The organism is Micromonospora tarensis, from assembly GCF_016803395.1.
GTDB lineage: Bacteria > Actinomycetota > Actinomycetes > Mycobacteriales > Micromonosporaceae > Micromonospora > Micromonospora tarensis.
Genome location: NZ_JAEVHL010000010.1, coordinates 25,590 through 52,264, shown reverse-complemented (window position 1 = coordinate 52,264; position 26,675 = coordinate 25,590). Strand labels below are relative to the sequence as shown.

The window sequence follows — 26,675 nt, the reverse complement described above, 5'->3', positions numbered from 1 at the left end:
CTGGGCGGCCGGCCGTCGCACTGGCGCTGCCGGACGTCGTCGTCGGCCTCGTCACCGTCGTCGTCGGCCTGCCCGCACTTGCCACTGTGCGCCGCGACCAGCAGCACCGGACCGGTGCCGGTCGCGGCCAGCCGCCACTGCTGGTTGGCCCCGCCGTGGCAGGGGAACTGCAGCAGGCGGGTGCCGTCGTCGCCGCTGCCGCCCTCCACGTCGAGGCACTGCCCGTAGGCGGCGTTGGTCAACGTCACCAGGTCCGCGCTGGCCGGGTTGACCACCCACTGCTGCTCCGGTCCACCGGTGCAGACGGCCAGCTCGGCCTCGGCCCGCTCGCCGTCGCCGTCGAGCCCGAGGCAGAGCCCCGAGGCGGCGCGCAGCACCCGGGGCCCGCTGGGCGGCCCGGCCGGCGTCGTGGCTGACGGGGTCGGGGTAGGGGACTGCTCGGCCGACGACGACGGGCTCGGCTCGTCCGCCGGGGTCGAAGGCTCCGGTGCGCTGGACCGGGTGCCCACCGTCGCCGGCACGGCGGGCTCGTCGTCACCGCCGAACAGCCCGGTGGCGAACACCACGCCGAGGAGTGCGCCGACGACCCCGACCGCCACCGCGACCCGGAGCACCGGATCGGCCAGCGGGCCGGAGCGGCGTGCCCGGTGACCGCCGTAGACGGTGCCGACACTGTCGGGGCGTTCCTCGGGGGCGGACATGCCCGCCATCCTCACCCATGACGCCGCGCCGGAGCCAGTTCGGCGGTCCGCTGGTCGGTACCCCGCCCGTCAGCGAGTGGGTTGGGGATCGGTGACGTCGGCCACTGTCGCGTCGAGGGCGGCGATCGCGGTGTCGGCGTCGATCGCGATGGCGAGACCCCGCTCGCCGGCACCCAGGGTGATCTCCCGGCCGCGTAGTCGCTCGTCGGCGACCACCGGCCAGGCAGTGCGCGCGCCGAACGGGGTGATGGTGCCGCGTTCGTAGCCGGTGGCGGCCAGCGCGCCCGCGGCGTCCGGCATGGAGAGCCGGTGCACCCCGAGCAGGGCGCGCAGCTTGGGCCAGGAGATGACCCGGTCGCCGGGGGTGAGCACGAACAGGTGATCGTCTTCACTGCGGCGTACCACGATCGTTTTGACCACGTCGGGGACGGCCACGCCACGGACGGCGGCGGCCTCCGCGAGACTGCGACCGCACCGTGGCTGACCAGGCGATACGGCAGTTTGGCGGCGTCCAGGGCGGTGATCGCTGGCGATGGCATGCCCGCCACGCTAGCCGGCGGGTCCGTGGCGGGACGGGAAACTGCCCGGCCGACATCCCACGCTTTCCGAACGGCGAGCGTAAGGTGATCACATGCGCGCTGAGCGTGTGAATCACCCGATTGACCATGATCAAGCGGTGGACACGCTGCGGCGGTCGTACGCCGCAGTGCCCACGGGCGAGCCTGTCCGGCTCGCCAAACGAACCTCCAACCTGTTCCGTCCCCGGTCCGCCCCGCGGACTCCGGGGCTCGACGTGAGTGCGCTGAACGGCGTGCTGTCGGTCGACCCGACCGGCCGTACCGCCGACGTGCAGGGCATGTGCACCTACGAGGACCTGGTCGACGCGACGCTGCCGCACGGGCTGATGCCGCTGGTGGTGCCGCAGCTGCGCACCATCACCCTGGGCGGCGCGGTGACCGGCCTCGGGATCGAGTCGACCTCGTTCCGCAACGGCCTGCCGCACGAGTCGGTACGGGAGCTGGACGTGCTCACCGGCACCGGGGAGATCGTCACCGCCCGGCCCGACGGCGAGCACGCCGACCTGTTCACCGCGTTCCCCAACTCGCTGGGCAGCCTGGGCTACGCCACCCGGCTGCGCATCGAGCTGCAACCGGTCGGCCGCTACGTGGCGTTGCGTAACGTCCGGTTCACCCGGCTGGAGGCGCTCGCCGACGCGATCGCCGAGGTCACCGCGACCCGGTCCTGGGCCGGGCAACCGGTGGACGCGATGGACGGGGTGATGTTCAGCCCTGGTGAGGCGTACCTGGTGTTCGCCACGTTCACCGACGCGGCGGACCCGCCCAGTGACTACACCGGCCAGGCGATCTACTACCGGTCGTTGCGTCAGCGCACCCGCGACGTGCTCACCGCGTACGACTATCTGTGGCGGTGGGACACCGACTGGTTCTGGTGCTCGGCGGCGTTCGGCGCGCAGCACCCGGTGGTGCGCCGGTTCTGGCCGGCGCGTTACCGGCGCAGCGACTTCTACCACCGACTGGTCCGGTTGGAGCACCGCCACCAGGTGGCGGCCCGGATCGACCGGCTGCGCGGGCAGCCGGCCCGGGAGCGGGTCGTGCAGGACGTCGAGATCCCGCTGGACCGTACTGTCGACTTCCTGCGCTGGTTCGCCGGCGCGGTGGGGATGAACCCGGTGTGGCTGTGCCCGTTGCGACTGCGTGAGCCGGCGGGGCCCGGTTCGGCGCGGTCGTGGCCGCTGTATCCACTACGGCCGGGGCAGGACTACGTCAACATTGGGTTCTGGGGGAGCGTGCCGATCGCGCCGGGCGCCGCCGATGGCGACGTCAACCGGACGATCGAACGCAGGGTGTCGGAGCTGGGCGGCCACAAGTCGCTCTACTCCGACGCGTACTACGACCGGGACGCCTTCGATCGCCTGTATGGCGGCGACACGTGGCGGGCGGTGAAAGACCGCTACGACCCGGACCACCGGCTGACGGGACTGTACGAAAAGGCGGTAGCACGAGCATGAGCCTGACCGACAGAGATCAGGGGGCGGCGAGCGTCCCCGCCACCCCGCCGGCGGGGGGCCGGCACACGGGTCCGACCGTCGCGGATGTCGTCCGCGCGGTGACCACCGGGCCGTTACCGGTGCGGATCACCGGATACGACGGCAGCTCCGTCGGCCCGTCCGACGCGGGCATCACCCTGGCGATCCGTTCCGAACGTGGGCTGTCGTACCTGCTCACCGCGCCCGGCGACCTGGGCATGGCCCGGGCGTACGTCAGTGGCGACCTGGCGTTGCAGGGGGTGCACCCGGGCGACCCGTACGAGGCGTTGCGGGTGCTCAAGGACGAGCTGCGGTTGCGCCCACCGTCGCTGGCCGAGGGGCTGGGGCTGGTCCGTGGGCTGGGTTGGGAGCGGCTGCTGCCGCCGCCGGCGCCGCCGCAGGAGGCGCAGCCACGGTGGAAGCGGGTGATGAACGGGCTGCGGCACTCGCGGGTCCGGGACAGCACCGCGATCTCACACCACTACGACGTCTCCAACGCCTTCTACGAGAAGGTGCTCGGCCCGTCGATGACGTACACCTGCGCGGTCTTCCGTTCTCCGGACGACACCCTGGAGCAGGCCCAGGCGGCGAAGTACGACCTGGTCGCCGGCAAGCTGGCGCTGAAGCAGGGGATGCGGCTGCTGGATGTCGGCTGCGGCTGGGGTGGCATGGTGCGGCACGCCGCCCGCGAGTACGGCGTCAAGGCGCTCGGGGTCACCCTGTCGAAGGCGCAGGCGCAGTGGGCGCAGGCCGCAATCGAGCGGGAGGGGTTGACCGGGCTGGCCGAGGTGCGGCACATGGACTACCGGGACGCGCCGGCCGAGCAGTTCGACGCCATCTCGTCGATCGGGCTGACCGAGCACATCGGGGTGCGCAACTACCCGACCTACTTCGGGGCGTTGCGTAGCCGGCTGCGGCGGGGTGGGCGGCTGCTCAACCACTGCATCACCCGGGCGGACAATCGGGCGCCGCACCGCTCCGGCGCGTTCATTGACCGGTACGTCTTTCCGGACGGTGAGCTGGCCGGTCCGGGCCGGTTGGTCAGCGAGGTGCACGACGCCGGGTTCGAGGTGCACCACGAGGAGAACCTGCGCCAGCACTACGCGCTGACGCTGGCTGCCTGGTGCCGCAATCTGGTCGAACACTGGGACTTCTGCGTCTCGGAGGTGGGCGCGGGCACCGCCCGGGTGTGGGGGCTGTACATGGCCGGGTCGCGGATGGCGTTCGAGCGCAACGGCATCCAGCTGCACCAGGTGTTGGCCACCCACAACGGCCCGGACGGCGGCAACGGCTATCCGTTGCGGCCCGACTGGTTGCCCTGACCATCCGCTGACCGTCGGCTGAAAGCCGCGCCGGGAAAGTCGGCGCGGCTTTTGCCGAAGCCATTGACAAAGAAGTTTTGTACGTACAAACTGATTTTGTCATGAGAGAGATCCTGTACCTGGAGCAGATCGAGCAGGCCGAGGTCCTGCTCAAGCCGCAGCGCGTGGAGGTGCTGCGGCAACTGGCCGAGCCGCGCACCTGCACCGAGGTCGCGGCCCGACTCGACCAGACGCCCCAGCGCGTCTACTACCACGTCAAGCAACTCGTCGCCGCCGGCCTGGTCGAGTTGGTCAACGAGCGCAAGGTCCGTGGCATCACCGAGGGCATCTACCAGGCCGCCGCCCGCTCCTACTGGCTGTCTCCACGGCTCGTCGGCCGGATCGGGCTGCGCAAGGCCCGCGACGAGCTGAGCCTGGGCTACCTGCTCGACCTGATGGAGGAGGTCCAGGCCGACATCGCCGCTCTGGACCGGGCCGCGCCCGAGCTGCCCTCGATCGGGGTGTCCGGCGAGATCCGGGTGCCCGCAGAGCAGCGCCAGCAGTTCCTGCACGACCTGCAAACCGCACTTCAGGACCTGTTCACCCGCTACGGCGGCAGCGAGGGAGATGCCTTCAAGCTGGCCGTCGCCTGTTATCCGAAAGGGAACGACAATGACTGAGCCGATGAAGCTCCAGGCACGTCTCTCCGCGCCCGTGGGGCGCGTCCGCGAGGCCCTCACCGACCCGGCGGAGCTGCGTCTCTGGCTGGCCGAGCACGCCGAGGTCGAGCTGCCCCAGCGGTACGAGTTCTGGGGCCGCTACACGCCCGAGGGTGATGCCCCGCACCAGCGGCTGCTGCACGCCGACGACGACACGCTGCGCTTCGCCTGGCTGCTCGACGGGGTGGAGACCACCACCGAACTCCAGTTGACCGCCGAGAGCGCGGACAGCACCGTGTTGACGCTGACCCAGAGCCACTTCGACTTCGCCGAGGCGATGAGCGGCTCCAGCATCCGGGGGGTGCTCCAGACGTACTGGTCGCTCTCCATCGCCAACCTGGCCGCGCACCTGGAGGGCAAGCCGCTGCTGCCCCGCACCGACTTCACCTCCGCCGACCTGCGGGGCGAGCTGGTCATCGCCGCCCCGATCGACAAGGTGTGGGAGTCGCTGACCGACTCCGAGCAGGCCAGCGCCTGGTTCGGCTACCCGATCGGGATCGAGCCCTGGGTCGGCGGCCGGTACGCCATGGGCGGCTTCGAGAGCGGCTACGCGGCCAAGATCGTCGACCTGGAGCCCGGTCGGCGGATGTCGGTCGACTGGGGCCCGACCGGTGTCACGAACTGGGAGCTGGCCGAGTCCAACGGTCGGACCACGCTGACCTTCGTGCAGAGCGGCTTCGACGAGGCCAACCCCCCGTACGGGGCCTGGAGCGGGTCGGTCGCCGGGCTGTTCGAGCTGCGGCGCTTCCACGAGGTGCCGAACTGGCAGCCGATCTGGCTCCCCGCCGAGGTCCCCGGCCTGGAGGCGACGCCGGCGAGCTGACGACAGGGCTTGATCGTGCTCGATCAGGGATCCGGTGGCCTCGTACGCTCCGCGAGGGCACCACATCCTGGATCGAGCACGATCTTGCGCGGGCCGGCCGGGTTGCACTGATCCGCTACCGGGGAACCGGTGACTTTTCGCTGTCGAGTGGGTACTGGCGGACGATGTTCTTCATCTTTGGTCTGCGTACCAAGGTCGACCGGTCCGGAGTCGTGCAGCAGGTGTGCCGCCACTGCGGCAACCAGGCCGCGCAGGTGATCACCCGCCGCTCGACGAAATTCACGCTCTTCTTCATTCCCCTCATCCCGATCCGCACCCGGTACGCGCAGCAGTGCACGTTCTGCGGGGCGGAGTACGAGATCTCCAGGTCCGACGCAGAGCGCCTTCCGGTCGGCTGATCGGCTGATGGAACGCTTCCTCTGCTGGCTGATCGGCGACGGCGGCACCGGTCGACCCGGTGGTGCACACCGTTGCCCGCCCGCCCTGCACCCCCGGCCGGCGCAGACGCCGCCGCGCCCGCCGCCCACTGGCCGGCACCACCCTGCCCCGCTCACCCTGGAACCGTTCCGCCGGCCGTTGACCGCTGGTCACGCCGACCCGGACGTTCGGACCTGGCGGGCCCTCTGAGCGGTGGTTAGGCTTTCGGGGTTTGCCGTGGACCGGTCCTTCCGAGGGTGCACGCACGACGAAGAGCCGGAGCGACCGTGTCCCGACAGGACGGCAGGCGGGCTGCGGGGCCGCTGAACCCCGTCGGTGCGTTCGTCGCGGCTGCGGTCATCCTGCTGGAGGTGACCTGGCTGTTCGCCGCGCTGCCCGGAGCCGCGCTGGTCAGTGACCTCGGCGCGATGCTGGTGGCCGGTTGGGCGACGACCGCCTGCGTCGGGGTGGCCCGCCGGCATCCGGCCCCGCTGCGGCGGTTCTGGACGCTGCTCGCCCTCACCATGGCGCTCGCCGCGCTCGGCCGGGCCATCTGGACGGTGCAGCGGCTCGTCGGCGGCGGCCTACCGCACACGCCGGCGGTCGGGGTGGTCTTCACCGCCGGCATCCTCACCGGTACGGCGGCGCTGCTCAGCTCCCCGTCCGCGCCACGGACCGTGGTCGGGCGGGCCCGTACCCTGTTGGACGGGGTGATCGTCGCCCTGGCCCTGGTGCCGATGGGGTGGGTGCTGGTCTTCCGCGGGGTGGCCGCCGCCGAGCTGGCCGATCCGGCGCGCACGCTGGGGCTGCTCTTCCCGATGTTCGACCTGATGCAGCTCACCATCCTGGTGGCGGTGTCCGGCCCGGCGCGACCGATATGGCGGCCGATGAGCATCCTCGCGGCGAGCCTCACCCTGCGGGTCGTCGCCGACGTCGTCTACGTGTCGCTGGTCGCCCGTGCCGACTACACCGCCGGTCACCCGATCGACCTGTGCTGGCCGCTGAGTTACCTGCTGATCGGTCTGGCCACCCGGCGACCGCCGCCGCCGGACTGCGACGGCACCGACGACACCGCCGAGTCGCCGCTGCCGCCCTGGTGGCGGGTGGCGCTGCCGTACCTGCCGGTGGGCGGCGCGATCATCGCGGTGGTGCTGGCCCGTCGGCCCACCGGGCAGACCCCACAACTGGTCTTCGTGACCATGATGGTGTTGCTGGCGGCGCTCGCCCTGCGGCAGGGGCTGGCCGCGAACGAGAACCTGCGCCTGGTGGTCCGGCTGCGTCGGCTCGCGTACGGCGACCAGCTCACCGGGCTGCCCAACCGGCTGCTGTTCAGCCGGCGCCTGCGCCTGGCCCTGCGCGAGGGGCCACCGGTGGCCGTCCTGCTCCTCGACCTGGACGGGTTCAAGCAGGTCAACGACCGGTTCGGGCACGCCACCGGCGACACGTTGCTGACCGGGCTGGCGGCCCGGATGCGAGCCGCGGTGGACGGCGACGGCACCATCGCCCGGCTCGGCGGGGACGAGTTCGCGGTGCTTGTCGACGGTGACCGGCCGGTGTCACCCGAGCGGCTCGCCGAGCGGCTGCTGGACGCGTTGCGGCCCTCCGAGGGCGAGGAGGACGTCGGGGTGCACCCGTCGGCCAGCATCGGCATCGCCGAGTACGGTCCGCAGCACGCCTCGCACTCCGATCTGCTGCGCGACGCGGACATCGCCATGTACGCGGCGAAGGCGGCCGGCAAGTCCGCGTACCGGACGTGCACCCCGGCGCTGCGCGAGTCGGCGGTCTCCCGCGCGGAGTTGATCGCCGACCTGCGCCGAGCGGTCGACGAGGAGCAACTGCACCTGGAGTTTCAACCCATCGTCGACCTGGGCACCGGCGCGGTCCGCAGTGCCGAGGCGTTGGTGCGCTGGCGGCACCCCCGGTTGGGGATGTTGCCGCCGGCGAAGTTCCTGCCGCTGGCCGAGGAGACCGGGCTGATCCTGCCGATCGACCGGTGGGTGATCCACCAGGCGTGCCGGGCCGCCGCGACCTGGCGGGGCCGGGTGCCGGAGGCGACCGTCGCGGTGAACATCGCGGCGGCGCACCTGCGCCGGCCGGACCTGATCGCCACGGTCACCGCCGCCACCAGCGCGGCCGGGCTGGCGCCGCGGGCGTTGACGCTGGAGCTGACCGAGTCGGCGCTGATCGAGGGGACCGACGCGGTGCTGGAACGGCTGCACCAGCTCCGCGAACTGGGCATCAGGATCGCCATCGACGACTTCGGCACCGGCTACTCGTCGCTGAGCTACCTGCACCGCATCCCGGCCACCGAGCTGAAGATCGACAGGTCGTTCGTCTCCCGGTTGGGCGCCGACGACCGGGCGTACGCCACCGTGGAGATGGTCACCCGGCTGGCTGGCGCGTTCGACCTCGCGGTGGTCGCGGAGGGGGTGGAGACCGAGCGGCAGCACGACGCGGTCGCCGCGATCGGCTGCCCACGGGGTCAGGGCTATCTGTACGGGCGTCCGGACGGCGCGGCAATGGTGGGGCAGGATCGGGCTTGACCCTGACGTAGCGGCAGGCGGCAGCCTGGTTCCCGGAAGGGAGGGGAACCATGGCGTACACGGTGGGTCAGGTGGCCAGGGTGGCCGGCGTGACGGTCCGGACGTTGCACCACTACGACGAGATCGGGCTGCTCTCGCCGAGCGGGCGGACCGCGGCCGGTTACCGCCGCTACGACGACGCGGACCTACAGCGGTTGCAGCTCGTCCTGTACTACCGGGAGCTGGGTTTCCCGCTTGAGGAGATCGCCGCGATCATCGACGACCCGGCGGCCGACCCGGCCGCGCACCTGCGCCGGCAGCACGAGCTGCTGACGGTACGGATCAAGCGGTTGCAGGAGATGGTCACGGCGATCGAGTTTGCGATGGAGGCGAGCAAGATGAACATCCAACTCACGCCGCAGGAGCGGTTCGAGGCCTTCGGGGACTTCGACCCGGAGGCGCACGAGGCCGAGGCGGAGCAGCGGTGGGGTGACACCGACGCGTACCGGGAGTCGAACCGGCGGGCCTCCCGCTACGGCAAGGACGACTGGCTGCGGATCAAGGCGGAGAACGAGGACTGGGGTCGGCGGATCGTCGCGCTGCTGGCCTCGGGCGCCCCGGCGGACGGTCCGGAGGCGATGGAGTTGGCCGAGGAGCACCGGCAGATCATCAGCCGCTGGTTCTACGAGTGCTCGTACGAGATCCACACCGGGTTGGCCGACATGTACCTGGCCGACGAGCGGTTCACCGCGCACTACGAGAACATCGCGCCCGGGTTGGCCGGGTACCTGAACGAGGCGATCCACGCCAACGCGATCAGCCGGGCCTGACAGCGGCTCACTCCTCCACCGCCCCGTCGGTCGGGGTGACCAGGAAGTCGTAGACGGTGCGGGCCATCCGCCGCACCGTCTCGTCCCCGGTGGCCATCGGTCCGGCGGTGAGGAACGCGACGGCGGTCTCGGTGCCGGGAATCAGGTAGTAGCCGACGTCGTGCGAGGCGTCCGGCAGGTCACCGGTCTTGTGGGCCACCGGCACCCCGGGCGGCAAGGCTGCCGGGATCTTCGTGTTCAGGGTCTGTTCCCGCATGAAACCGATCATCAGGTCGCGGGAGGCGGGGGTGAGGATCTGGCCGTCCCAGACCGCGCCGAGCAGGGAGACCACGTCGTCCGGGCTGGTGTAGTTCTCCTCGCCGCGCTGCGCGGCCGCGCTGTCGAGCATCCGGCGGGCCAGGATTGTGGACCGCTGGTTCATCGAGTCGATCAGCGCGTTCACCGGCGCGAACCCGCCCAGGTAGGTGATCAGCACGTTCGCGGCGACGTTGTCGCTGTACTTGATCAGATATTGGGCGAGCCGGTGCAGGGTGACCACCTGCGGGAACGTCTCGAACTGGAGCTGGCCGGTGCCGCCGACCACGTCGTCCGGGGTGACCAGCACACCGTCGTCGAGGGTGACCTGTGCACAGTCGACCCGGCGGAGCAGTTCGACGAGGATCCACAGCTTGATCACACTGGCCGCCTTGGGGCGGAGCGCGCCGTTGACGGCGATCTGCTGGTCGCCGTACCGACCGGACAGGTCGCGGACGGTCACCCCGGCAGGGTTGAGGCTCGCGTCGGCGACCACCCGGGCGAGCTGCCCGCTGAGCGGGAACAGCCGGGCCCCCGCGACCGGGTCGGTGGGTGGCTGCGGGCTGGTCACCACCACACCGGTCAGCGTCGTCGGCGGGCGGTGCCGTCGGACCACCTCCAGGGTGCCCGTGCTCCGCCCGACCAGCGGCACCCGGTAGCGGTAGGCGGTGCCCGCGACGACGACGTCCCCGCTGGCCACCCCGGCGGCCACCCGCATGCCCGGGTCGGCGACCCGACCGGTGTCGCCGTCGCAGGCGCGGTAGCGCACGGTGTGCCCGAGCGGGTCCACCGCGAACACCCCGCCGGGGAACGACAACCAGGACACCTCGCTGGTCGGCGCCCGCTCCGGCATCGGCTCCACACCGGGCTCGTGACTCTGCCCGTCGGGCTCAACCGGGTACCCCTGCTCGGTCTGCGGCGCCGGGTCCGCCACGGGCTCGCGGCCCGGACCGTCCGCGACCGCCGGACCGGTCGTCGCGACCACCGCGAGCACGACCGCCGCCGCCAGCCACTTCACGGGTACGCGGACAGACGCCCGCGGTAGGAAAGATGAGCCCTTGTTGTCGGTTTTCCTCACGTTTGCACCATAAGAAGCGGGCGGGGTGGATGGGGCCGCCGGGGCAGTGGTCACCCGTCCGGGTGGGCAATGCCCCGAGCGCGACATATCTCAGGGGTATCTGCACCGCTACGTGATCGCCGGCTCGAGGCGCCCTGACCCGGAGCGCGTCGGCAGCTGTCACATCGGAGGGCCGGTGGCGGGCTCGGGCTCCGCAGGCAGGCCGGGCGCCATCCGGCGGATCGAGGTGAAGGTGGGCGTCAGCGCGTCGTACAGCTCGGCGAAGAGCGGCAACAGCGCCGCGTACGTCGCGGCGGCGGCCGGGTCGGGACGGACCGTCTCCTCGATCCGCACCAGGTCGGCGGCGACGTCGATGCTGGAGATCAGGCCGAGCGCCTGCATGCCGAGCATCGCCGCGCCGAAGCTCGACCCCTCGTGCGCGGTCGGGAAACTCACCGGCATGCCGAGCGCGTCGGCGAGCATCTGCCGCCACAGGCCACTGCGGGCGAACCCGCCGCCGGCACGGATCTCACGGACCTCGTTGCCGGCCGCCCGCACCGAGCTGAGCACCAGCGCGAGCTGTTGGCAGACCCCCTCCAGGGCGGCGCGGACCAGGTGTTCGCGGCGGTGCCCGTGGGTCAACCCCACGTACGCGCCGCGCGGCAGCGCACTCCAGTGTGGTGCCCGCTCGCTGTGCAGGTACGGCAGCATGATGAGCCCGCCCGAGCCGACCGGTGCGCGGGCGGCGAGGGCGACCAGATCCTCCTCGGAGTGCTCGCCCAGATCCGGGGCGAGGGCCGCGCCGGCCCACTTGAGGACGATGCCGCCGTTGTTGATCGCTCCGCCGACCGTCCACCGGTGCTCGGTCAGCGCATAGCAGAACACCCCCCCGAGCGGGTCCACGCCGGGTCGCTCCACCATCACCCGCATCGCGCCGCTGGTACCGATCGAGCAGGCCACCATGCCGGGATGCACCGCCCCCAGGCCGAGGTTCGACAGGGGTCCGTCACCGGCGCCGACGACCACCGGGGTGCGCTCTGGCAGCCCGGTCTCGGCTGCCGCCTGCGGGGTGAGGCCGGGCAGCACGGCGGTGGTGGCGACCAGTTGGGGAAGCTTCTCCTCGGTGATGCCGGCGATGCCCAGCGCCTCGCTGTCCCATTCCAACCGGTGGATGTCCAGCAGACCGGTGGCCGAGGCGATCGAGTGGTCGGTGACCAGCGCGCCGCAGAGCCGCAGCAGCACCCAGTCCTTGATGCCCACCCAGTGCGCGACGCGCTGGAAGAGCTGCGGTTCCTGCTCGGCGAACCAGAGCAGCTTGGGCAGCGGCGACATCGGGTGGATCGGGGTGCCGGTGCGCCGGTGCAGGGCCAGCCCGGACGGCACCGCCCGCAGTCGCTCGGCCTGCCGGGTGGATCGGGAGTCGGCCCAGGTCACCGACGCGGTGAGCGGATTGCCGTCCGGGTCCAGGCCGATCAGACTGTGCATGGCGGAGCTGAACGACAGCCCGGCCACCGGCTGGACCAGTTCGGCCACGACCATGCTCACCGACCTCAGCACCGCTCCGAGGATGAGTTGCGGATCCTGCTCGGCGTAGCCGGGCTGCGGGTCGTTCAGCGGGTAGCCAACCGAGTGGCTGCCGAGCTGCCGCCCGTCGGTGTCGTACGCGACGGCCTTCGTGCTGGTGGTGCCGATGTCGACACCGATCACCACGCCCGCCCGGGTGACCTGCGGCACGACGCTCACCCCCCTTCCTGACGGGCGATGCGGCGGCAACTCCACCCGGCTGCGGCTGACGTTACCGAGGCGGCGGCCGGCCCCGCACGGCACGCGCGAAGGTGGAGGCGACGTCGCAGTATCGGCCTATCGTGCGGGTTGCTCCGCCGATCGGGCATTTTGTCGGTTTCGGCGTGTCCGGACGCCGCGCCGCCCCTGTTGAACAGCGTGACACCCAGATTGGTGGCCTGCGCGGCGAAGGAGTCGGCGTGGCAAAGACTGATTCGACGGGTTCCACCTGGCGGTACCGGTGGGCGCACCGGCAGAACGTGCGGCGGGTCAGCACGTACCGCGGCGCCGTGGCGGCGTGGCGGCGACGCGACGACGAGTTACGGCGGCTGCGGGCCCTGGCCACCGACTTCCAGGGTTCCGCGGCGGCCGGTGCCGGTCTCCCGCTGGAGTTGGCCGCCGACGAGGTGGTGCTCTGGGCGCTTCCCGCCGCGCAACTGGTAGAGGTGCGGCACACCGCCGTGCTGCCCGCACCGGACCTCACGGTGGCCGCCCGGACCGAGCCGTTGCGCCCGCGCCGCCCGGATGGCGTACGCGTCACCGACGCCGGGATGGCCGTGATCACCAGCCGTCGACTGGTGCTCCTCGGTGGGCGGGGCCGGCGTGACTGGGCGTACGGCCGGATCACCGGCCTGGCCCACGACCCGGCGGCCCCGGTCACCCTGATCCAGGTGCTGGACCGGCGGCGTACCTCCGGCTTGTGGCTGCCCACCGACGCCGCGCCGGACTTTCGGTTCAAGCTGACCCTGGCCTTTGCCGACGCGATCGAGCAGCGCGCCGCGGTGCTCGACCAGCTCGACGAGCTGATCGCCGAGCACGCCCAGCTCAAGCCGTTCCGGACGGCCGCGGTCACCCCCGGGCAGGCCCGGCTGTCGTCGTTCGTGCCCGGCGGCCGGCGTACCATCGCGGTGGCGGCGGCCATCGCGCTGCTGGTGCCGGCGGCGCTGATCGAGTCGGACCCGTCCGACCCGACGGGTGGCGCGGAGCTGGCCGCCGCCGCGACCCCGGCACCGACTCCCACCGTGGCGCCCGCGCTGATCCGCCCGGCGGTCCCCAGAGACGCGCTCGGCACCCCGCCGCGCGAACCGACGAGGTCACCACGCCCGTCACCCAGCACCACCCGGGACCCGCGCTGCGGGGCACCGGAGAACCCACTGGGGTACGACTTCTGCGGCGGCACGCGCATTCGCCGGCCGGCCGCCGAAGTGTGCGACTGGTTCGACTGCGTGCCCGACTTCTGGGCTGGTCGCGGCTACCTCGTGCAGTGCCGCGACGGCTCGGTCAGCCTGGCCGGCGGCCGGTCCACCGCCTGCGCCCACCACCGAGGCGTGCGGCGAACCATCAGCAAGTGACCGATTTAGGAGTTAGAGTCCGCTTCGGTCGGCCAGAATGATCGAGTGGAGATCCGGTCTGACGATGGCGCTCGGGTGCGGATACGCCCGGTCGGCTACCAGCCCGGCATCGACCCGCCCGACGACCCCGACCAGGCGACCCCCGGCTGGCACGACTGGCTGCTCATCGAGGTGGACGCCCGCACCGCCGACGGTCAGACCTGGTCGCACCACTACCCGAGCCTGATGGTCGAGGAGGCCCGCGCGCTCGGCGGCTGGCTGCACGGGCAGGCCACCGCCGCCCTCGGACTGAGCGCGCCACCGGCGATGGTCCGCTTCACCGAACCCAACCTGGCCCTGCGCAGCCGGGTGCTGCGCCGTCGCCGGCTGGAGTTGATCGTGGAGTTCTCCGCCGAGTCGTTGCCACCGTGGCTGCGCCGCCCGTCCAGCGCGATCTACCCGCTGATCCTCACCGTCTCCGCGGACGCCCTGGCCACCGCCGCCGAACACTGGGCCGAGCACTGCGAGGCGTACCCGCCGAGGATCCAGTCGCGATTCCCGCCCCGGGGCCCGCTGCCGCACCGCCGCCGCGCCGGCTGACCACCTGCAATTCTCTCCTTCCGGGCGTAACGGGAGACATCGATCTGGCTCGCGTTGCCTGTCACGTACGTGAGCGGTTGTAACGCGTGTGACAGTGACCTCCGTGTCCTGCGCCCCCTGGCGGATCGCCTGGGCCGAGCGCGAGAACGAGCGCCGGCGGCGCGCGTACCGCGACGCCACCGCCGCCTGGCGGCGCCGCGACGAGCACCTGGCCCGGCTCCGCATCGAAGCCGCCAGCTTCCTCGGGTGTACGCAGCCCCGCGCCGGCCTGCCGGTGGACCTCGCCGCCGACGAACTCGTCTTCCGCGTCCTCCCGGTCGCGACGCTCGTCGAGGCCGAGGCGCGGCACGTCCCCGGCCTGCCCACCCCGGGCGGCTTCTGTTCCTTCACCGAGGCTTCTTCCGAGGCCCTGCCGGCGGGCCTGCGGGTCGTCGACACCGGCATGGCGGTGGTGACCAGCCACCGGGTCGCCTTCGCCGGACGCGAGCACCGGCGCGAGTGGCGGTACGCCGACCTGGTCGGCCTCGCCCACCACCCCGACGTCCCGGTCACCCTGCTGCCCGACCACAGCCGACTTGCCGGGCTACTCGTGCCGGCCGGTGGCGTGGTGAACTTCCGCTTCTACCTCACCCTCGCGGCTGCGGTGTCGGCTGGTGATCGCAGTGCGGTCGTCGCGCAGGTCGGCGCGCTGCTGGCCGGTCACCGGGGCGACCGACCCACCCCGATGCCGCTGGTCGGGCCGGACGAGGCCCCGCTGACAGCCGTACGCCCCGATCGTCGGGCGCTCGGTGCCGCCGCTGTCGCGGCGGTGGTGTTCGCGACGGTGAGCCCGGGCGCACTGGGTCTCGGCGTGTGGAGGCCGGAGTGGGCCGGGCCGGTGCAGCGGGCCGAGATCGTCGCCCTGGACGTGCCGAAGGTTGTCCTCGTCCCGGTGCTTCCCGTGGGGCCGGTGGCGCCCAGGTCGCGGACCGGAGCGGTCGGGCGTGCGGCCCAGAGTCGGCCGTTCGTCGCGTCGGTGGGTCGGCCGGCCGTGCCGGCACCCCGTCCGGGGGTGCCCCTCACTGTCGACCCGACAATCCTGGTGGACGCGTCGCCGGCCGTTACGCCGTCCGACGTGACGGGCCCGCCCGCCAGCTCGGTGCCGACGCCGGGCCCGGTCCCCAGCGCTTCCCCGAACCCGCCAACCACCTCGGCCGCGCCGACCGCGCCGGCTCCGACGGTGACGCCCTCGTCGGGCGCGGGGCTGTTGACGGTCTGCCTGGATCCGTTGCAGCTTCCGGTGCTGGATCCGCTGCTCTGTCCGTCTTCCGCGCCCTGATCGGGGCCTGCGCGGCTGCCTGTGGTGCGCCTGTCCGGGGGCGGTCGGCCTGCTCAGGTTCTCCTCGGGCTGGCTCGGGCGTTGCCGTCCTGGTCGGCGCGGTTAGTCGTTCGCCCCGAAATCCGGGAGGGTGAGGGTGCCGTCTGGGCCGAGGGCGAAGCCGGGGTTCCAGGCGATCTCCCAGACGTGACCGTCCGGGTCGGCAAAGCAGCCCGCGTAGCCGCCGTAGAACGTCTCCCGGGCCGGCTGGGTCACCTCGGCACCGGCCTGGAGCGCGGTGGCGATCAGCTCGTCGACCTCGGCCCGGGAGCGGACGTTCTGAGCCAGGGTCACCCCGCCGAAACCGTCGGTGCCCCGATCGTCGATGCCGGCGTCGGCGGCGAGCTTGTCCCGGCTCCATAAGACGAGAGCCAGGCCGCCAGCCTGGAAGAAGACCGTTTCCTCGATCTCCTGGCCGGGCCAGCCAAGGTGCTCGTAGAAGGCTTTTGCGCGCGTCACGTCCGCAACGCCGAGGGTGACGAGGCTGATCCTCTGCTCCATGCCCTCAAGCTAACGCCCTGACGTCCCGCGGACATGTTCACGGCACGCACGCCGGCAGCTGGTTATCTAGGATTCCCGGTCATGCGTGGGTTCTTCACGGTTGCCGGCCGGAGACTTTCGTACCTGGACTTTGGTGGTTCGGGTGCTCCGCTCCTGGCTCTGCACGGGCACTACAACGAGGCGTCGGCATTCGCACCGCTGGCAGCGGCTTTGGCACCGCGATGGCGGGTGATCGCGCTCGACCAGCGGGGGCATGGAGCCTCCGACCGTCCCGAGAGCTATGAGCGGGACGACTACGTTGCCGACGTCGCAGCCTTCCACCGGCATCTGGGATTCGGTTCGGTGCCGATGCTGGGTCATTCACTCGGCGGGGTGAACGCCTACCAGTACGCCAGCCGGCACCCGGGTCGGCTCACCGCGCTGATCGTCGAGGACATCGGTGCGGTCGTGGACTGCGACTCGTCGTTCACCACCAGCCTTCCTCGCCACGCGCCATCCCGCGACGCGCTGGCCTCGGCCCTGGACGCGACGGCTCCCTATCTGGAGTGCGCCTTCCGCCAGTCGGAGGATGGTTGGGGTTTCTCGTTCGACATCGATGACACCGTCGTGTCGCAGAAGGCGCTCGACGGCGACCACTGGACGGACTGGGAATCGGTGGCCTGCCCTACCCTGCTGATCCGTGGGACACGCAGCGGTGAACTGACGGCCGCCCACGCCCGGGAGATGATCGCCCGTCGCCCCGGACGGGCCCGGCTTGTCGAGCTGCCAGCAGGTCACGTCGTGCACCACGATGCTGAAGCTGAGTTCGCCGCCGTTGTCAGCACCTTCCTGTCGGAGCGGTGAGCTGACCGAGGGTCATTTTGGGCGAACCAACCGCAGCGCCTGGATTACCACGTTCCAGCGATCCGGGCCGGGGAACTGGTTCAGCGCCCTCCCGTTCTCCAGGACAACGCCCGCGCCGCGCAGCACCGCCAGGTGACCCAGATACGCCGGATGACCGGCCAGCTCCGCCTTGACGTGCGGAAAGGCGAATATCGGTAGCCCTGCCCCCAGCGACTCGTTGAGGACGCCGAGCGCCAGGGTGTCGTTGATGCCCAACGCCCACTTCGTCACCGTGTTGAACGTGATCGGCGCGGCCAGCACCGCGTCGGCTGGCGGGTGCGGCTCGGGGTCGCCGGGCATCCGCCATTGCACCCGTACCAGATAGCCGGTCTTGTCTTCCAACGCTGCCCGGTCGAGCCACCGCGCGACGGTCGGACTGACGATCATGCAGACCTGCCACCCGTCCGCGATCAACAGGTCGACCAGTTCGTGGATGTGTTCCGCCGGGCCCGCGGCGCAGACGACCAGATAGAGCACCGGGCGTTCCGTCATGCTCGCAGTCTGCCCGAGTTGGACACCGGCCACGCCTTCGGCCCGGTCCGCTGGGAGCAGTGGAGCAGGTGGCCGACGAACCGGTCGGGGAGTAGTTCCCCGGAGCGGTATACCTGTGGGGCATAGATATGACTCACAGGTATACCGCTCGTCAGGACATGGCCGACCGGATGCGGCTCGCCCGGGCCGCGCCCGGGCGAGGTCAGGTGTTCGTGTCGCCGAATTCGCGCACCTCGTCGACGTCCAGCGTGATCCGGCCGTTCTCGGTCCACTGCCCGGTGGCGGCGAGCCAGCTCGGATCGTCGCGTTCGTCGATGGTGCGCCAACTGTGCCGGTGATGCCGTAGCTGGATCGGCCCGGTCGACTGGCCGGGCGCGAGCGTGCCGTCGGTGAAGGTCAGCTCCACCCAGCCCGGGACGGCCGTGCCCGGCGGGGGATTCGGTGGTGCCGGCGTCGACCGCCCGGACGGTCCGCCCGGCGGAGGGAAGAACTGCACGGTCTGCTGGATCCGGTCACAGCCCAGCGCCGCCCAGTCGCAGTTCGGCACCAGCGAGGTGTTGCCGCCCTCGAAGCGCAGGTGGTAGCGCACCCGCACGGTGCTCAGGTCGAGCGGGCCGGCGCCGGTGTTGGTGACCCGGAGCAGGTGCTGGATCTGGTTGTTCGTTGGCGACCAGTCGAGGTTGAGGTAGCTGACCGTCGCGCGGCCGTTGGCGGTGCGCACGGTGGTGGCCGGCGAACTGTCGGAGTAGCCGCCGAGCGCGCGGGCGGCGATCGCGATCCGGTACGTCGTGCCGGGCGCGAGGTCGGTGAGCGTGATCGTGGTGTCGGTCGTGGCGCCCAGGAAGCGGTACGTGTTGGGGCCCAGTGGCAGCTGCACCTCGTAGTTGATCGGCTGCTCGTTGGTCGGATCGTCGACCCAGCTGGAGGGCGTCCAACTCAGGGTCAGCCGACGTGGTTCGTTGGCCAGCACCGTCGGGCTGCCGGGGGTGCTGATGGCCGGGCCGTCGGCATGGGCCGTGGTGACCGCGGCGACGGCGAGCAGGCTCGCCAGCGCGGCGAGAGCGGCGGTGACGGTGACGCGGCGGGCACGCATGGCCGAATGATAATGACAGGCTTCGATGTTTGTGCATCGTCCGTCAGTCCAGGTGTGGCACCGGCCGGCACCGCGTATCCGCCGGTTGGCCGAATCGTCCGTTACGCGACGTAGTCGGTTTGGAGATAATGCCTGGTCAGGCGGTTACCTAACGTCAATCCGTCATCACGAGCGGCCCGGACGTCGGTGCCTCACCTGCCGACTGGCCGGGCCTCAGACGGGAGAAACATATGCGTGTTCAGACAGCAACCCGACGGATCGGCGGCCGCGCGTCAGTACTCGTGCTCGGTCTCGTCGCGGCCGGAGCGGTGGTCGCCCCGGCGAGCCCGGCGTCCGCCGCGGTCCCCGGCCTGGTGCGGATCGCCGCGACCAGCGTCAGCGACTCCGCCGACTTCCACAGCGCCACGGCGACCTGCCCGGTCGGAAAGGTGCTGACCGGCACCGGGTACGAGCTGAACGGCGTCACCGGCGAAGGCGTCGTCGACGACCTACGCCCCAACGGCGGCCCGGCCACCGCCCCGACAGCCGTCACCGTCGGTGCCTACGAGACCGAGGCGTTCGCCGGAAACTGGTCGGTGACGGCGTACGCGATCTGCGCCAACCCGCTGCCCGGCCTGGTGCGGGTCACCGCGACGGGCACCAGCAACTCGGTCGACTACCACAGCGTCACGGCCACCTGCCCGGTCGGGAAGGTGCTGACCGGCACCGGGTACGAGCTGAACGGGGTCACCGGCGAGGGCGTCGTCGACGACTTCCGCCCCAACGGTGGCGTCGCCGCCGCGCCCACCGCCGTCTTCGTCGGCGCGTACGAGTCGGACGCCACGGCCCTGAACTGGTCCACCACCGCGTACGCGATCTGCGCCAACCCGCTGCCCGGTCTGGTGCGCGCGTCGACGGTCGGCACCAGCACCTCCACCGACTTCCGCAGCGTCATCGCCACCTGCCCGGTCGGGAAGGTGCTGACCGGCGCCGGCTACGAGCTGAACGGCGTCACCGGCGAGGGCGTCGTCGACGACTTCCGCCCCAACGGCGGCCCGGCCACGGCTCCCACGTCCGCCACCTCCGGCGCCTACGAGGAGGACGCCTTCGCCGGCAACTGGTCCGACACGTCGTACGCCATCTGCGCCACGGCCTAGCCAGAGGTCGTCAGGTGGCCGCCCCACCAGCAGGCGGGGCGGCCACCGCGTCGGCTCAGGACGGTCCGGCGTCAGCCGTTGGGTGTCCGGGAGGTGGGCAGGACGACGTCCGCCCTCCGCAGCCGCTCGCGGTGCTTCAACGGGAGCCAATCACCCCTGGGGTCGAGCAGTTCGATGAGTCCGACGAGTTCGTTCTGCAGAATCACCAGCCGTTCATTGCCGCGAAGGCCCCCCGCATCCACGTCGTCCACCTCGGCCAGCAGCCGGCTGAACCACGACGCGAAGCCCGGATCGGTTTCCAGGCGGTCACAGAAGGCGGCGTAACCGAGCACGTCCGTCACCGTGCCCTCGGACGACTCCACCCGGTGCAGCATGACTTCGCCGATGGCGCGCTGGTGCCCCCTGAACACCCGAAACGGGCCCGGCAGTCCGTCGGACGCCAGGGGGTGGTGAATCCGTTGGATCGCCGCGAAAAGCTCCTTGGTGCTCTTCACCGACTCGAGGTCGAGGAAGCGCTGCTCCCGGCGGAGGACCTCCAGCCAGGCCAGGTGTTCGGCGAGGACATAAACGGTGTTGTGCCGGACGTAGTGCTGGTTCTCGCTGTCGCCTGAGTGCAGGTAGCCGCGGAGGAAACCTCGGCTGAGCACGTTGTGCAACCGAGACTGCAGTGACTCGGCCGACGCCAGCAGCGGCACCCGGTAACGCCGGAACAGATCTTCCGCGAGTTCCACCTTCGCGCGGCTGCGTGCCTCGTCCTGCAGGCGGTGGGTGACGAGCGCGGTCCGATACGTCACCGCCACGCTGATCAGCGCCACAGTTGCGGACACCACGGCGATGATGATTTCTGGCCCCATGGCGAACAGCTTGCCGGTCCCGGCGCGGCGTGCCGGGTACGACTCGCCGACCGGTCAGCGCCGTCCGTCCCGGGTTGTCGGACGGTTCCAGTACCGTCTGGAAACCATGGACGCACGGCGCGGCGACGCCATCATCGGGCGGGATCATCCGGTGGCCCTGCTGCGCGCCGAGTTGGACCGCGCCAGCACCAGCCACGGCGGTCTCGTCCTGGTCACCGGTGAGCCGGGCATCGGCAAGACGACCCTCGTCACGTCGGCGGCCCGGGAGGCCCGGCAGCGGGGCGCGCTGGTGCTCGGTGCCGCCTGCTGGGACTCCGACACCGCCCCCGGCTACTGGCCGTGGGTGCAGGTGCTGCGCGGTCTGCGGCGCTCCGCCGACGACTGGCCGGTGGCGCGGCAGTCCGGGGAGCCGGCCCTCGCGGCCCTGGGCGGCGAAACCAGCAACGACGACCTGCGCCGACTCACCGACGGCTGGGGGCCCGTCGACGAGGGCGGGGACATCGCCGACCAGGAGGCGTTCGCGCTGTACGACGCGGTGACCGCCGCCCTGGTCGCGGTCTCCCAGCACCGGCCGGTGGTGGTCGTCCTCGACGACCTGCACTGGGCCGACCCGGCCTCGCTACGGCTGCTGGGCTTCGCCGCCCAGCACACCTGGTTCGAGCGGCTACTGCTGATCGGCACCTATCGCGACGCCGAGGTCGAGTCGGGTGAGCACCCGCTGCGTCCCCTGCTGATGCCGCTGGTCGCCAAGGCCACCACGATCACCCTCACCGGTCTCGCCCGCGACGAGGTGGCCACGCTGATGGCGCGGACCGCCGGGCGGCAGCCCGACGCCGACCTCGTCGACGAGGTGCACCGGCGTACCGGGGGCAACCCGTTCTTCGTCGAGCAGACAGCTCGGCTCTGGCACGCCGACGGCGCGGCCGAAACGATCGCACCCGGCGTACGGGAAGCGGTGCGCCGCCGCCTGGCCCAACTGCCCGCCGCCGTGGTCGAGGCGCTCACCGTCGCCGCCGTGCTGGGCCGCGAGTTCCACCGTCAGGTCCTCGCCGCCTGCGTGACCGCCCCGGCGGCGCAGGTCGACCGGCTGCTCGAACGCGCGGTGACCGCCCGACTGGTGGTCGCCCGGGGCGGTGGCCGGTTCGCCTTCGCTCACGACCTGGTCCGCGAGACCCTCTACGATGGGCTGACCGACGACGACCGGCAGGCCCGGCACGGCGCGGTCGTCCAGGCGGTCGACGACCTGCGGGAGCTCACCGACCGGTTGATCCCGGCCGACCTCGCCCGGCACGCCTATCTCGCCGGCCGCACGCTCGACGCGGCCCGGGCGGCCACGCTGCTCGTCGCCGCCGGGCGGGACGCGTTCGCCCGGCTGGCCGGCGACGAGGCGACGGTGCACTTCCGCCGGGCCCTCGAGGTTGTCGAGGCCCCGGCGCAACGGGTACGGATTCTGATCGAGTTCGCCGAGGGGCACTATCACCACGCCGGTCGGGAAGAGGTCGTGCGACTGCTCGCCGAGGCCGCCCGGCTGGCCCGTTCGCTCGACGACCCGGTGCTGCTGGCCCGGGTCGCGCTCACCGTCAACCGCTCCCGCCAGGTGCAGACCGACCACTCCGTCGAGGCCGCGGAGCTGGTGCGCGAGGCGTACCGGCGGTTGATCGGCGAACCGGACGCCACCGCCGCGGTCGGCACGCTGATCACCGACCTGATCACCGCCAGCGAGACGATCGCCCGCCGAGGGCGGGACGACGAGGCGCTCAGCTTCAGCCTCTGGGCCCGCCACGACACAACCTGGGGGTTGGGCACCGCCGCGATCCGCGCCGCGCTCACCGCCGAGATCCGGGATGTGGCCCGCCGGACCGGCGACCGCGAAACCGAGCTGTGGGCCACCTCGCTGCGCTGGGTGGCGCTGCTGGAGTTGGGCGACCCGAGCTTCGTCGAGGAGTTCAGCACGTTCGTCGCCGGCGGACGGCAGGGCGACTTCGCCCGGCACCGGATGGCCGCCGCCGTCGACAGCGGGATCATCGCGGCGTTCCGGGGCGACTTCACCGAGGCCGACGAGCGGTTCACTGTTCTCACCGACCACGCGGAGCCGAGCGCCGCCGAATTCGGCTTCATGGGTCACCACCTGCGCTGGTCCCGGCTACTGCTCCAGGGCCGGTTCACCGAGGCCGAATCCCTGCTGGACGGGTTGGCCCCGAACGACTACCCCTACCGGGAGCTGCTGCGCGCGATCACCGCTGCGGAACGCGGCGACGACGAGACGGCGCTCCGGCTGACCAGCAGCATCGAGGCCGCCACCATCCGGTACCCGCGCCCGGTGTCGCCGCTCTGGCTCCGGTTGCGCGCGCAGGCCGCCGCCGCGTCCGGCGACCCGCGGCGCTGCGACGCCGCGCGGGCCGCGCTCGCCGCACACCGTGGCGAGTGGACGGTGGGGCTGTTCGGCTGCGACATCAGCGGCCCGGTCGACCACTGGCTGGCGGTGCTCGACGCCGCCCAGCAACGCTGGGACGACGCCATCGCCGGCTTCACCGCCGCCCGTGACTCCGCCGACCGGATGGGCTCCCGACCCTGGTCACTCATCGCCCGCACCGGCCTGGTGCACGCCCTCGCCGGCCGAGGTCACCCGGGCGACGCCGCGACGCTGGCCGCCCTGCGCGCCACCATCGCCCAGGAGGCGACCACCCTCGGCATGACGCAGCTACTCGACCGGCTCGCCACCGCAGTCTCCACCGACGCCGCGACGCACACCGCCGGGCCGGTCGAGGCCGCGGCGACCGGCCACGTCGAGTCGGTCACGCCTGCCATCGAGAGGTACGAGTTCCGGCGCGTCGGGCCGGTGTGGCAACTCGGCTACGACGGTGTGCTGGTGCACCTGCCGGACGCCAAGGGCCTGCACGACCTGCACCTGCTGCTGAGTCGGCCGGGCAGCGACGTGCCCTCGGCGGAGTTGCTCGACCCGGCCGCCGGGCCGGAGTTGGTCGCCGCCCGGCGGATGGGCGCCGACCCGGTCCTCGACGACGAGGCGAAGGCCCGCTACCGGCGGCACCTGGCCCGCCTCGACGAGGAGATCGACCGGGCCGCCGCGCGCGACGACGACCGGAAGGTGTCCGCGTTGGACGCCGAGCGGAGCGCGTTGCTCGACGAGCTGCGGGCCGCGGCGGGGCTGGCCGGCCGGAGTCGCCGCCTGGGCGACGAGGCCGAGCGGGCCCGCAAGACGGTGACCGCGCGCATCCGGGACACGCTGCGCAAGCTCGACGACCGACACCCCGACCTGGCGGCGCACCTGCGCGACTCCGTCTCCACCGGAAGCACCTGCCGCTATCTGCCAGCCACCACACTGCCGTGGCGCCTGTAGGGCCGACCGGCGGGCGTCACCACAGTCGTGGCAGCACCCGCCGGTCGAACGCATCGCGGGCTCAGCGGCGGTTGTACCTGTACATGGTCAGGGTGCCGAAGACGAGCACGAAACCCGCGCTCCACACCAGCAGCCACATCGTGGCCGACGGGTCCGACTCGCCGCCCATCGCGCCGCGGATCGCCGCCACCAACTGGGTCACCGGGTTGACCTTCACGAACGCCTGAAGCCAGCCCGGCATGGTGCTCGGCTCGACGAAGACGTTGCTCAGGAACGTCAGCGGGAACAGCACCATCATGCTGACCCCCATCACCGACTTCTCGCTGCGCAGGATCAGCCCGAAGAAGGTCCACACCCAGGAGAACGCGAACGAGAAGACCACCAGCAGCCCGATGCCGGCGGCGACACCGACCACCCCGCCCGCGGGCCGGAACCCGAGCACCAGCCCCAGACCCAGGATCACCAGGGCCGCGAGGATGTAGCGAAGCACGTCGCCGAAGATCATCCCGACCAGGGCGGACGGCCGCCAGACCGGCAGCGTCCGGAACCGGTCGAAGATGCCCTTCTCGATGTCGGTGTTGAGGCCGACGCCGGTGTACATGGTGATCATCACGACGCTTGTCACCATGATGCCGGGCAGGAAGAACTGCAGGTATTCGCGCGGGCTTCCGGCGAGGGCGCCACCGAACAGGTACGTGAACATCAGCACCATGATGATCGGGAACGCGGTCACGTCGAAGAGCTGCTCCGGCACGTGCTTGATCTTCAGCATGGCTCGCCAGCCGAAGGTGAGCGACGCGCCGAGCGCGCTCGGTCGCGCCGGTCGGGCACCTGGCGCGAGCACCGTTGCCAGCGCCTCGGCGGACGGGACGTAGACGGACGGCGCCCGTTCGGTCGTGCTGGTCGTGGTGTCGCTCATCGGGCTGCCTCCAGCTGGTCGTCGCGCTCGTCGGCCGGCACGGCGGGGTGGTCGGTCAGAGCCAGGAAGACCTCGTCCAGGCTCGGCTGGCCGAGCGAGAAGTTGTCCACGACGATCCCGGCGCGGGCCAGGTCGCTGAGCACCCGAGCGGCCTGGGCGCTGGCGTCGAGATCGGTGCCGGCCTCACCCACGCGGGCGGTCAACGCCGCCGGATCCGCGGCGAGCTGCACCGGCACGTCGAGCGCCTCCCGGAGCACCCGCTCCGCCTCGGGGCGCTGCGCGGGGTCGCGCAGCCGCAGGTGAACGGTGCCGGAGCCGACCGACGACTTCAACTCGCCCGGGGTGCCCTCCGCGATCACCCGGCCGTGGTCGACGACCGCGATCCGCCCGGCGAGCTGGTCGGCCTCGTCGAGGTACTGGGTGGTCAGCAGGACCGTCGTGCCGTGCGACACCACCGCCCGGACGATCTCCCACACCTGGTTGCGGCTGCGCGGGTCGAGACCGGTCGTCGGCTCGTCGAGGAAGAGCAGATCCGGGGTGTTGAGGATGCTGGCGGCGATGTCGATACGTCGCCGCATCCCACCCGAGTACTTCTTCACCTGGCGGTCGCTCGCCTCGGTCAGACCGAACGCGGCGAGCAGGGCCGCCGCGCGCTCGCGGGCCGCCGGCTTACGCAGGCCGAGCAGGCGGCCCAGGAGCACCAGGTTCTCCGTACCGGTCAGGTCCTCGTCGACCGAGGCGTACTGGCCGGTGAGGCTCACCCGGGATCGGACCCGGTCGGCCTCGGTGACCACGTCGTGTCCGAAGACCCGGGCCGAGCCACCGTCGGGCCGCAGCAATGTCGCGAGCACCCGGACCGCTGTGGTCTTGCCCGCGCCGTTCGGGCCGAGCAGCCCGTAGACGGTGCCGGCGGGCACCCGCAGGTCGATGCCGGCCAGCGCCCGGGTGTCCCCGAACGAGCGGGTGAGCCCCTCGGCCTCGATGGCCAGGCCGGTGGTGCGTCTACTCATGACCCTTACCTTTCGTTTGGACGTGCTCAGGAGACGTAGGGGCGGGCCGTCCGGCCGTCCCGCAGGGCCAGACCCCACCAGCGGAGCTGGTCGAGCAGGGCGTCGGCGTCCCGGCGCAGCTCGTCGGCACACCGCGCTGTCGGCTCGCCGGTGAGCAGGTCGATCCCGACGACGTCGCGAACCGTCATCGCGTGCAGTGCGGTGAAGACGGTGCGGAGCTGGTCGACCGCGTGCCGGCCGGTGGACCGACTTCCGTACGACACGAAGCCGACCGCTTTGGCCTGCCACTCGTCATACGCGTAGTCGATCGCCTGTTTCAAGGGTGCCGGGAAACTGTGGTTGTACTCGGGGGTGACCACGACGAACGCGTCCGCCCGACCGACCTCGCCGACGAACGCGCGGATGGACGCGGTCGGCTCCGCGGGATAGCTGGCCGGGAAGTCGTAGTCGCTGAGGTCAACGACAGTCACCGTCAGGTCGTCGTGCCGCTTGGTCTGCTCGACGAACCAGTGGGCGACCCGGTCGCCGGCCCGCCCCTGCCGGGTGCTGCCGACGATCACGGCGATCCGCAACGGTGTCATCGCCACCCCCTTCCACGGTCAGGGCGCGAGGTGACGGCCAGCCGCCCGCTAGATCGGATCTAGCGGGC

General features: G+C 71.7%; 24 protein-coding genes and 2 pseudogenes. 15 read left to right on the top strand and 11 right to left on the bottom strand.

Annotation, left to right across the window (positions count from 1 at the left end):
- Window positions 1-71: 71 nt before the first annotated feature.
- A pseudogene (locus JM949_RS36455) lies at window positions 72-311 on the bottom strand (RICIN domain-containing protein); the annotation flags it as partial.
- Here JM949_RS36455 and JM949_RS36450 point away from each other — a divergent pair.
- The gene (locus JM949_RS36450) at window positions 235-651 is read left to right on the top strand and encodes a hypothetical protein (RefSeq protein ID WP_238432551.1); all 417 of its coding nucleotides are present in this window, start codon (window positions 235-237) and stop codon (window positions 649-651) included. The pseudogene JM949_RS36455 and the gene JM949_RS36450 overlap by 77 nt on opposite strands.
- A 119-nt stretch (window positions 652-770) precedes the next feature.
- Here the strand turns inward: JM949_RS36450 and JM949_RS04120 are convergent.
- Window positions 771-1,240: pseudogene (locus JM949_RS04120) on the bottom strand (aminoacyl-tRNA deacylase).
- A gap of 92 nt (window positions 1,241-1,332) precedes the next feature.
- Between JM949_RS04120 and JM949_RS04115 the strand changes: the two are divergent.
- The 8 genes from JM949_RS04115 to JM949_RS04080 all read left to right on the top strand — a co-directional run bounded on the left by JM949_RS04115 (window position 1,333) and on the right by JM949_RS04080 (window position 9,360).
- Entirely contained in the window at window positions 1,333-2,730 is a 1,398-nt protein-coding gene (locus JM949_RS04115; RefSeq protein ID WP_203147114.1) for an FAD-binding oxidoreductase, read from the top strand.
- Window positions 2,727-4,070 carry a class I SAM-dependent methyltransferase gene (locus JM949_RS04110; RefSeq protein ID WP_203147113.1) on the top strand — a complete coding sequence of 448 codons (1,344 nt, stop codon included), beginning with the start codon at window positions 2,727-2,729 and terminating at the stop codon, window positions 4,068-4,070. Before JM949_RS04115 ends, JM949_RS04110 begins: the two co-directional genes overlap by 4 nt.
- Before the next feature lie 101 nt (window positions 4,071-4,171).
- Window positions 4,172-4,729, top strand: a complete 558-nt coding sequence (locus JM949_RS04105) for a winged helix-turn-helix domain-containing protein (RefSeq protein WP_203147112.1) — start codon at window positions 4,172-4,174, stop codon at window positions 4,727-4,729.
- Window positions 4,722-5,591, top strand: a complete 870-nt coding sequence (locus tag JM949_RS04100) for an SRPBCC family protein (RefSeq protein WP_203147111.1) — start codon at window positions 4,722-4,724, stop codon at window positions 5,589-5,591. Before JM949_RS04105 ends, JM949_RS04100 begins: the two co-directional genes overlap by 8 nt.
- A gap of 164 nt (window positions 5,592-5,755) precedes the next feature.
- Window positions 5,756-5,989: a zinc-ribbon domain-containing protein gene (locus tag JM949_RS04095; RefSeq protein WP_030331435.1), complete on the top strand. Its 234-nt coding sequence runs from the start codon at window positions 5,756-5,758 to the stop codon at window positions 5,987-5,989.
- 7 nt (window positions 5,990-5,996) lie between these two features.
- A complete protein-coding gene (locus tag JM949_RS04090; RefSeq protein WP_203147110.1) occupies window positions 5,997-6,218 on the top strand; it encodes a hypothetical protein in 222 nt (73 codons plus the stop codon).
- Between the two features lie 77 nt (window positions 6,219-6,295).
- The gene (locus JM949_RS04085) at window positions 6,296-8,551 is read left to right on the top strand and encodes a putative bifunctional diguanylate cyclase/phosphodiesterase (RefSeq protein WP_309232000.1); all 2,256 of its coding nucleotides are present in this window, start codon (window positions 6,296-6,298) and stop codon (window positions 8,549-8,551) included.
- Window positions 8,552-8,601: 50 nt separating this feature from the next.
- Entirely contained in the window at window positions 8,602-9,360 is a 759-nt protein-coding gene (locus JM949_RS04080; protein WP_203147109.1) for a MerR family transcriptional regulator, read from the top strand.
- Between the two features lie 7 nt (window positions 9,361-9,367).
- Here the strand turns inward: JM949_RS04080 and JM949_RS04075 are convergent, their stop codons facing one another.
- Together JM949_RS04075 and JM949_RS04070 are read right to left on the bottom strand one after the other, a co-directional pair.
- Window positions 9,368-10,672 carry a serine hydrolase gene (locus tag JM949_RS04075; RefSeq protein WP_203147108.1) on the bottom strand — a complete coding sequence of 435 codons (1,305 nt, stop codon included), beginning with the start codon at window positions 10,670-10,672 and terminating at the stop codon, window positions 9,368-9,370.
- 219 nt (window positions 10,673-10,891) lie between these two features.
- Complete coding sequence (locus tag JM949_RS04070; protein ID WP_309231998.1) at window positions 10,892-12,454, bottom strand: gluconokinase; 1,563 nt, start codon at window positions 12,452-12,454, stop codon at window positions 10,892-10,894.
- Window positions 12,455-12,693: 239 nt separating this feature from the next.
- Between JM949_RS04070 and JM949_RS04065 the strand changes: the two genes are divergently transcribed.
- The 3 genes from JM949_RS04065 (at window position 12,694) to JM949_RS04055 (ending at window position 15,742) form a co-directional block, all read left to right on the top strand.
- Window positions 12,694-13,845: a hypothetical protein gene (locus JM949_RS04065; protein WP_203147107.1), complete on the top strand. Its 1,152-nt coding sequence runs from the start codon at window positions 12,694-12,696 to the stop codon at window positions 13,843-13,845.
- Window positions 13,846-13,890: 45 nt separating this feature from the next.
- Complete coding sequence (locus tag JM949_RS04060) at window positions 13,891-14,424, top strand: WapI family immunity protein (protein ID WP_456320230.1); 534 nt, start codon at window positions 13,891-13,893, stop codon at window positions 14,422-14,424.
- A 103-nt stretch (window positions 14,425-14,527) separates the two neighbouring features.
- Entirely contained in the window at window positions 14,528-15,742 is a 1,215-nt protein-coding gene (locus tag JM949_RS04055; protein ID WP_203147105.1) for a hypothetical protein, read from the top strand.
- A 102-nt stretch (window positions 15,743-15,844) separates the two neighbouring features.
- Here the strand turns inward: JM949_RS04055 and JM949_RS04050 are convergent, their stop codons facing one another.
- Entirely contained in the window at window positions 15,845-16,282 is a 438-nt protein-coding gene (locus tag JM949_RS04050; protein WP_203147104.1) for a VOC family protein, read from the bottom strand.
- A gap of 33 nt (window positions 16,283-16,315) precedes the next feature.
- Here JM949_RS04050 and JM949_RS04045 point away from each other — a divergent pair, with 33 nt between their 5' ends.
- Window positions 16,316-17,125, top strand: a complete 810-nt coding sequence (locus JM949_RS04045; protein ID WP_203147103.1) for an alpha/beta fold hydrolase — start codon at window positions 16,316-16,318, stop codon at window positions 17,123-17,125.
- Window positions 17,126-17,137: 12 nt separating this feature from the next.
- Here the strand turns inward: JM949_RS04045 and JM949_RS04040 are convergent, their stop codons facing one another.
- Window positions 17,138-17,656, bottom strand: coding sequence for a flavoprotein (locus JM949_RS04040; RefSeq protein ID WP_203147102.1), 519 nt, complete (start codon window positions 17,654-17,656; stop codon window positions 17,138-17,140).
- 202 nt (window positions 17,657-17,858) lie between these two features.
- Complete coding sequence (locus tag JM949_RS04035; protein ID WP_203147101.1) at window positions 17,859-18,749, bottom strand: fibronectin type III domain-containing protein; 891 nt, start codon at window positions 18,747-18,749, stop codon at window positions 17,859-17,861.
- A 230-nt stretch (window positions 18,750-18,979) separates the two neighbouring features.
- Here JM949_RS04035 and JM949_RS04030 point away from each other — a divergent pair, with 230 nt between their 5' ends.
- Window positions 18,980-19,885: a hypothetical protein gene (locus JM949_RS04030; RefSeq protein ID WP_203147100.1), complete on the top strand. Its 906-nt coding sequence runs from the start codon at window positions 18,980-18,982 to the stop codon at window positions 19,883-19,885.
- A 71-nt stretch (window positions 19,886-19,956) separates the two neighbouring features.
- Here the strand turns inward: JM949_RS04030 and JM949_RS04025 are convergent, their stop codons facing one another.
- The gene (locus tag JM949_RS04025; RefSeq protein WP_203147099.1) at window positions 19,957-20,700 is read right to left on the bottom strand and encodes a hypothetical protein; all 744 of its coding nucleotides are present in this window, start codon (window positions 20,698-20,700) and stop codon (window positions 19,957-19,959) included.
- 145 nt (window positions 20,701-20,845) lie between these two features.
- On the opposite strand from JM949_RS04025, the gene JM949_RS04020 reads away from it, so the two are divergent.
- Window positions 20,846-24,097 carry an ATP-binding protein gene (locus JM949_RS04020; RefSeq protein ID WP_203147098.1) on the top strand — a complete coding sequence of 1,084 codons (3,252 nt, stop codon included), beginning with the start codon at window positions 20,846-20,848 and terminating at the stop codon, window positions 24,095-24,097.
- Between the two features lie 61 nt (window positions 24,098-24,158).
- On the opposite strand, the gene JM949_RS04015 is transcribed toward JM949_RS04020, so the two are convergent.
- Genes JM949_RS04015 through JM949_RS04005 form a run of 3 tightly spaced genes read right to left on the bottom strand, consistent with a single transcriptional unit; the run spans window position 24,159 to window position 26,607 of the window.
- Window positions 24,159-25,016: an ABC transporter permease gene (locus JM949_RS04015; RefSeq protein ID WP_203147097.1), complete on the bottom strand. Its 858-nt coding sequence runs from the start codon at window positions 25,014-25,016 to the stop codon at window positions 24,159-24,161.
- Complete coding sequence (locus JM949_RS04010; RefSeq protein ID WP_203147096.1) at window positions 25,013-26,026, bottom strand: ATP-binding cassette domain-containing protein; 1,014 nt, start codon at window positions 26,024-26,026, stop codon at window positions 25,013-25,015. Before JM949_RS04010 ends, JM949_RS04015 begins: the two co-directional genes overlap by 4 nt.
- Window positions 26,027-26,052: 26 nt before the next feature.
- Entirely contained in the window at window positions 26,053-26,607 is a 555-nt protein-coding gene (locus JM949_RS04005) for an NADPH-dependent FMN reductase (protein WP_203147095.1), read from the bottom strand.
- Between the last annotated feature and the right edge of the window lie 68 nt (window positions 26,608-26,675).

Excerpts from the sequence above, each read along its gene's own strand:
- JM949_RS04115 (WP_203147114.1), top strand. The coding sequence starts at position 1,333 with ATGCGCGCTGAGCGTGTGAATCACCCGATTGACCATGATCAAGCGGTG.
- JM949_RS04110 (WP_203147113.1), top strand. The coding sequence starts at position 2,727 with ATGAGCCTGACCGACAGAGATCAGGGGGCGGCGAGCGTCCCCGCCACC.
- JM949_RS04105 (WP_203147112.1), top strand. The coding sequence starts at position 4,172 with ATGAGAGAGATCCTGTACCTGGAGCAGATCGAGCAGGCCGAGGTCCTG.
- JM949_RS04100 (WP_203147111.1), top strand. The coding sequence starts at position 4,722 with ATGACTGAGCCGATGAAGCTCCAGGCACGTCTCTCCGCGCCCGTGGGG.
- JM949_RS04095 (WP_030331435.1), top strand. The coding sequence starts at position 5,756 with ATGTTCTTCATCTTTGGTCTGCGTACCAAGGTCGACCGGTCCGGAGTC.
- JM949_RS04090 (WP_203147110.1), top strand. The coding sequence starts at position 5,997 with ATGGAACGCTTCCTCTGCTGGCTGATCGGCGACGGCGGCACCGGTCGA.
- JM949_RS04080 (WP_203147109.1), top strand. The coding sequence starts at position 8,602 with ATGGCGTACACGGTGGGTCAGGTGGCCAGGGTGGCCGGCGTGACGGTC.
- JM949_RS04050 (WP_203147104.1), bottom strand. The coding sequence starts at position 16,282 with ATGGAGCAGAGGATCAGCCTCGTCACCCTCGGCGTTGCGGACGTGACG.
- JM949_RS04045 (WP_203147103.1), top strand. The coding sequence starts at position 16,316 with ATGTTCACGGCACGCACGCCGGCAGCTGGTTATCTAGGATTCCCGGTC.
- JM949_RS04040 (WP_203147102.1), bottom strand. The coding sequence starts at position 17,656 with ATGACGGAACGCCCGGTGCTCTATCTGGTCGTCTGCGCCGCGGGCCCG.
- JM949_RS04035 (WP_203147101.1), bottom strand. The coding sequence starts at position 18,749 with ATGCGTGCCCGCCGCGTCACCGTCACCGCCGCTCTCGCCGCGCTGGCG.
- JM949_RS04030 (WP_203147100.1), top strand. The coding sequence starts at position 18,980 with ATGCGTGTTCAGACAGCAACCCGACGGATCGGCGGCCGCGCGTCAGTA.
- JM949_RS04020 (WP_203147098.1), top strand. The coding sequence starts at position 20,846 with ATGGACGCACGGCGCGGCGACGCCATCATCGGGCGGGATCATCCGGTG.
- JM949_RS04015 (WP_203147097.1), bottom strand. The coding sequence starts at position 25,016 with ATGAGCGACACCACGACCAGCACGACCGAACGGGCGCCGTCCGTCTAC.
- JM949_RS04010 (WP_203147096.1), bottom strand. The coding sequence starts at position 26,026 with ATGAGTAGACGCACCACCGGCCTGGCCATCGAGGCCGAGGGGCTCACC.
- JM949_RS04005 (WP_203147095.1), bottom strand. The coding sequence starts at position 26,607 with ATGACACCGTTGCGGATCGCCGTGATCGTCGGCAGCACCCGGCAGGGG.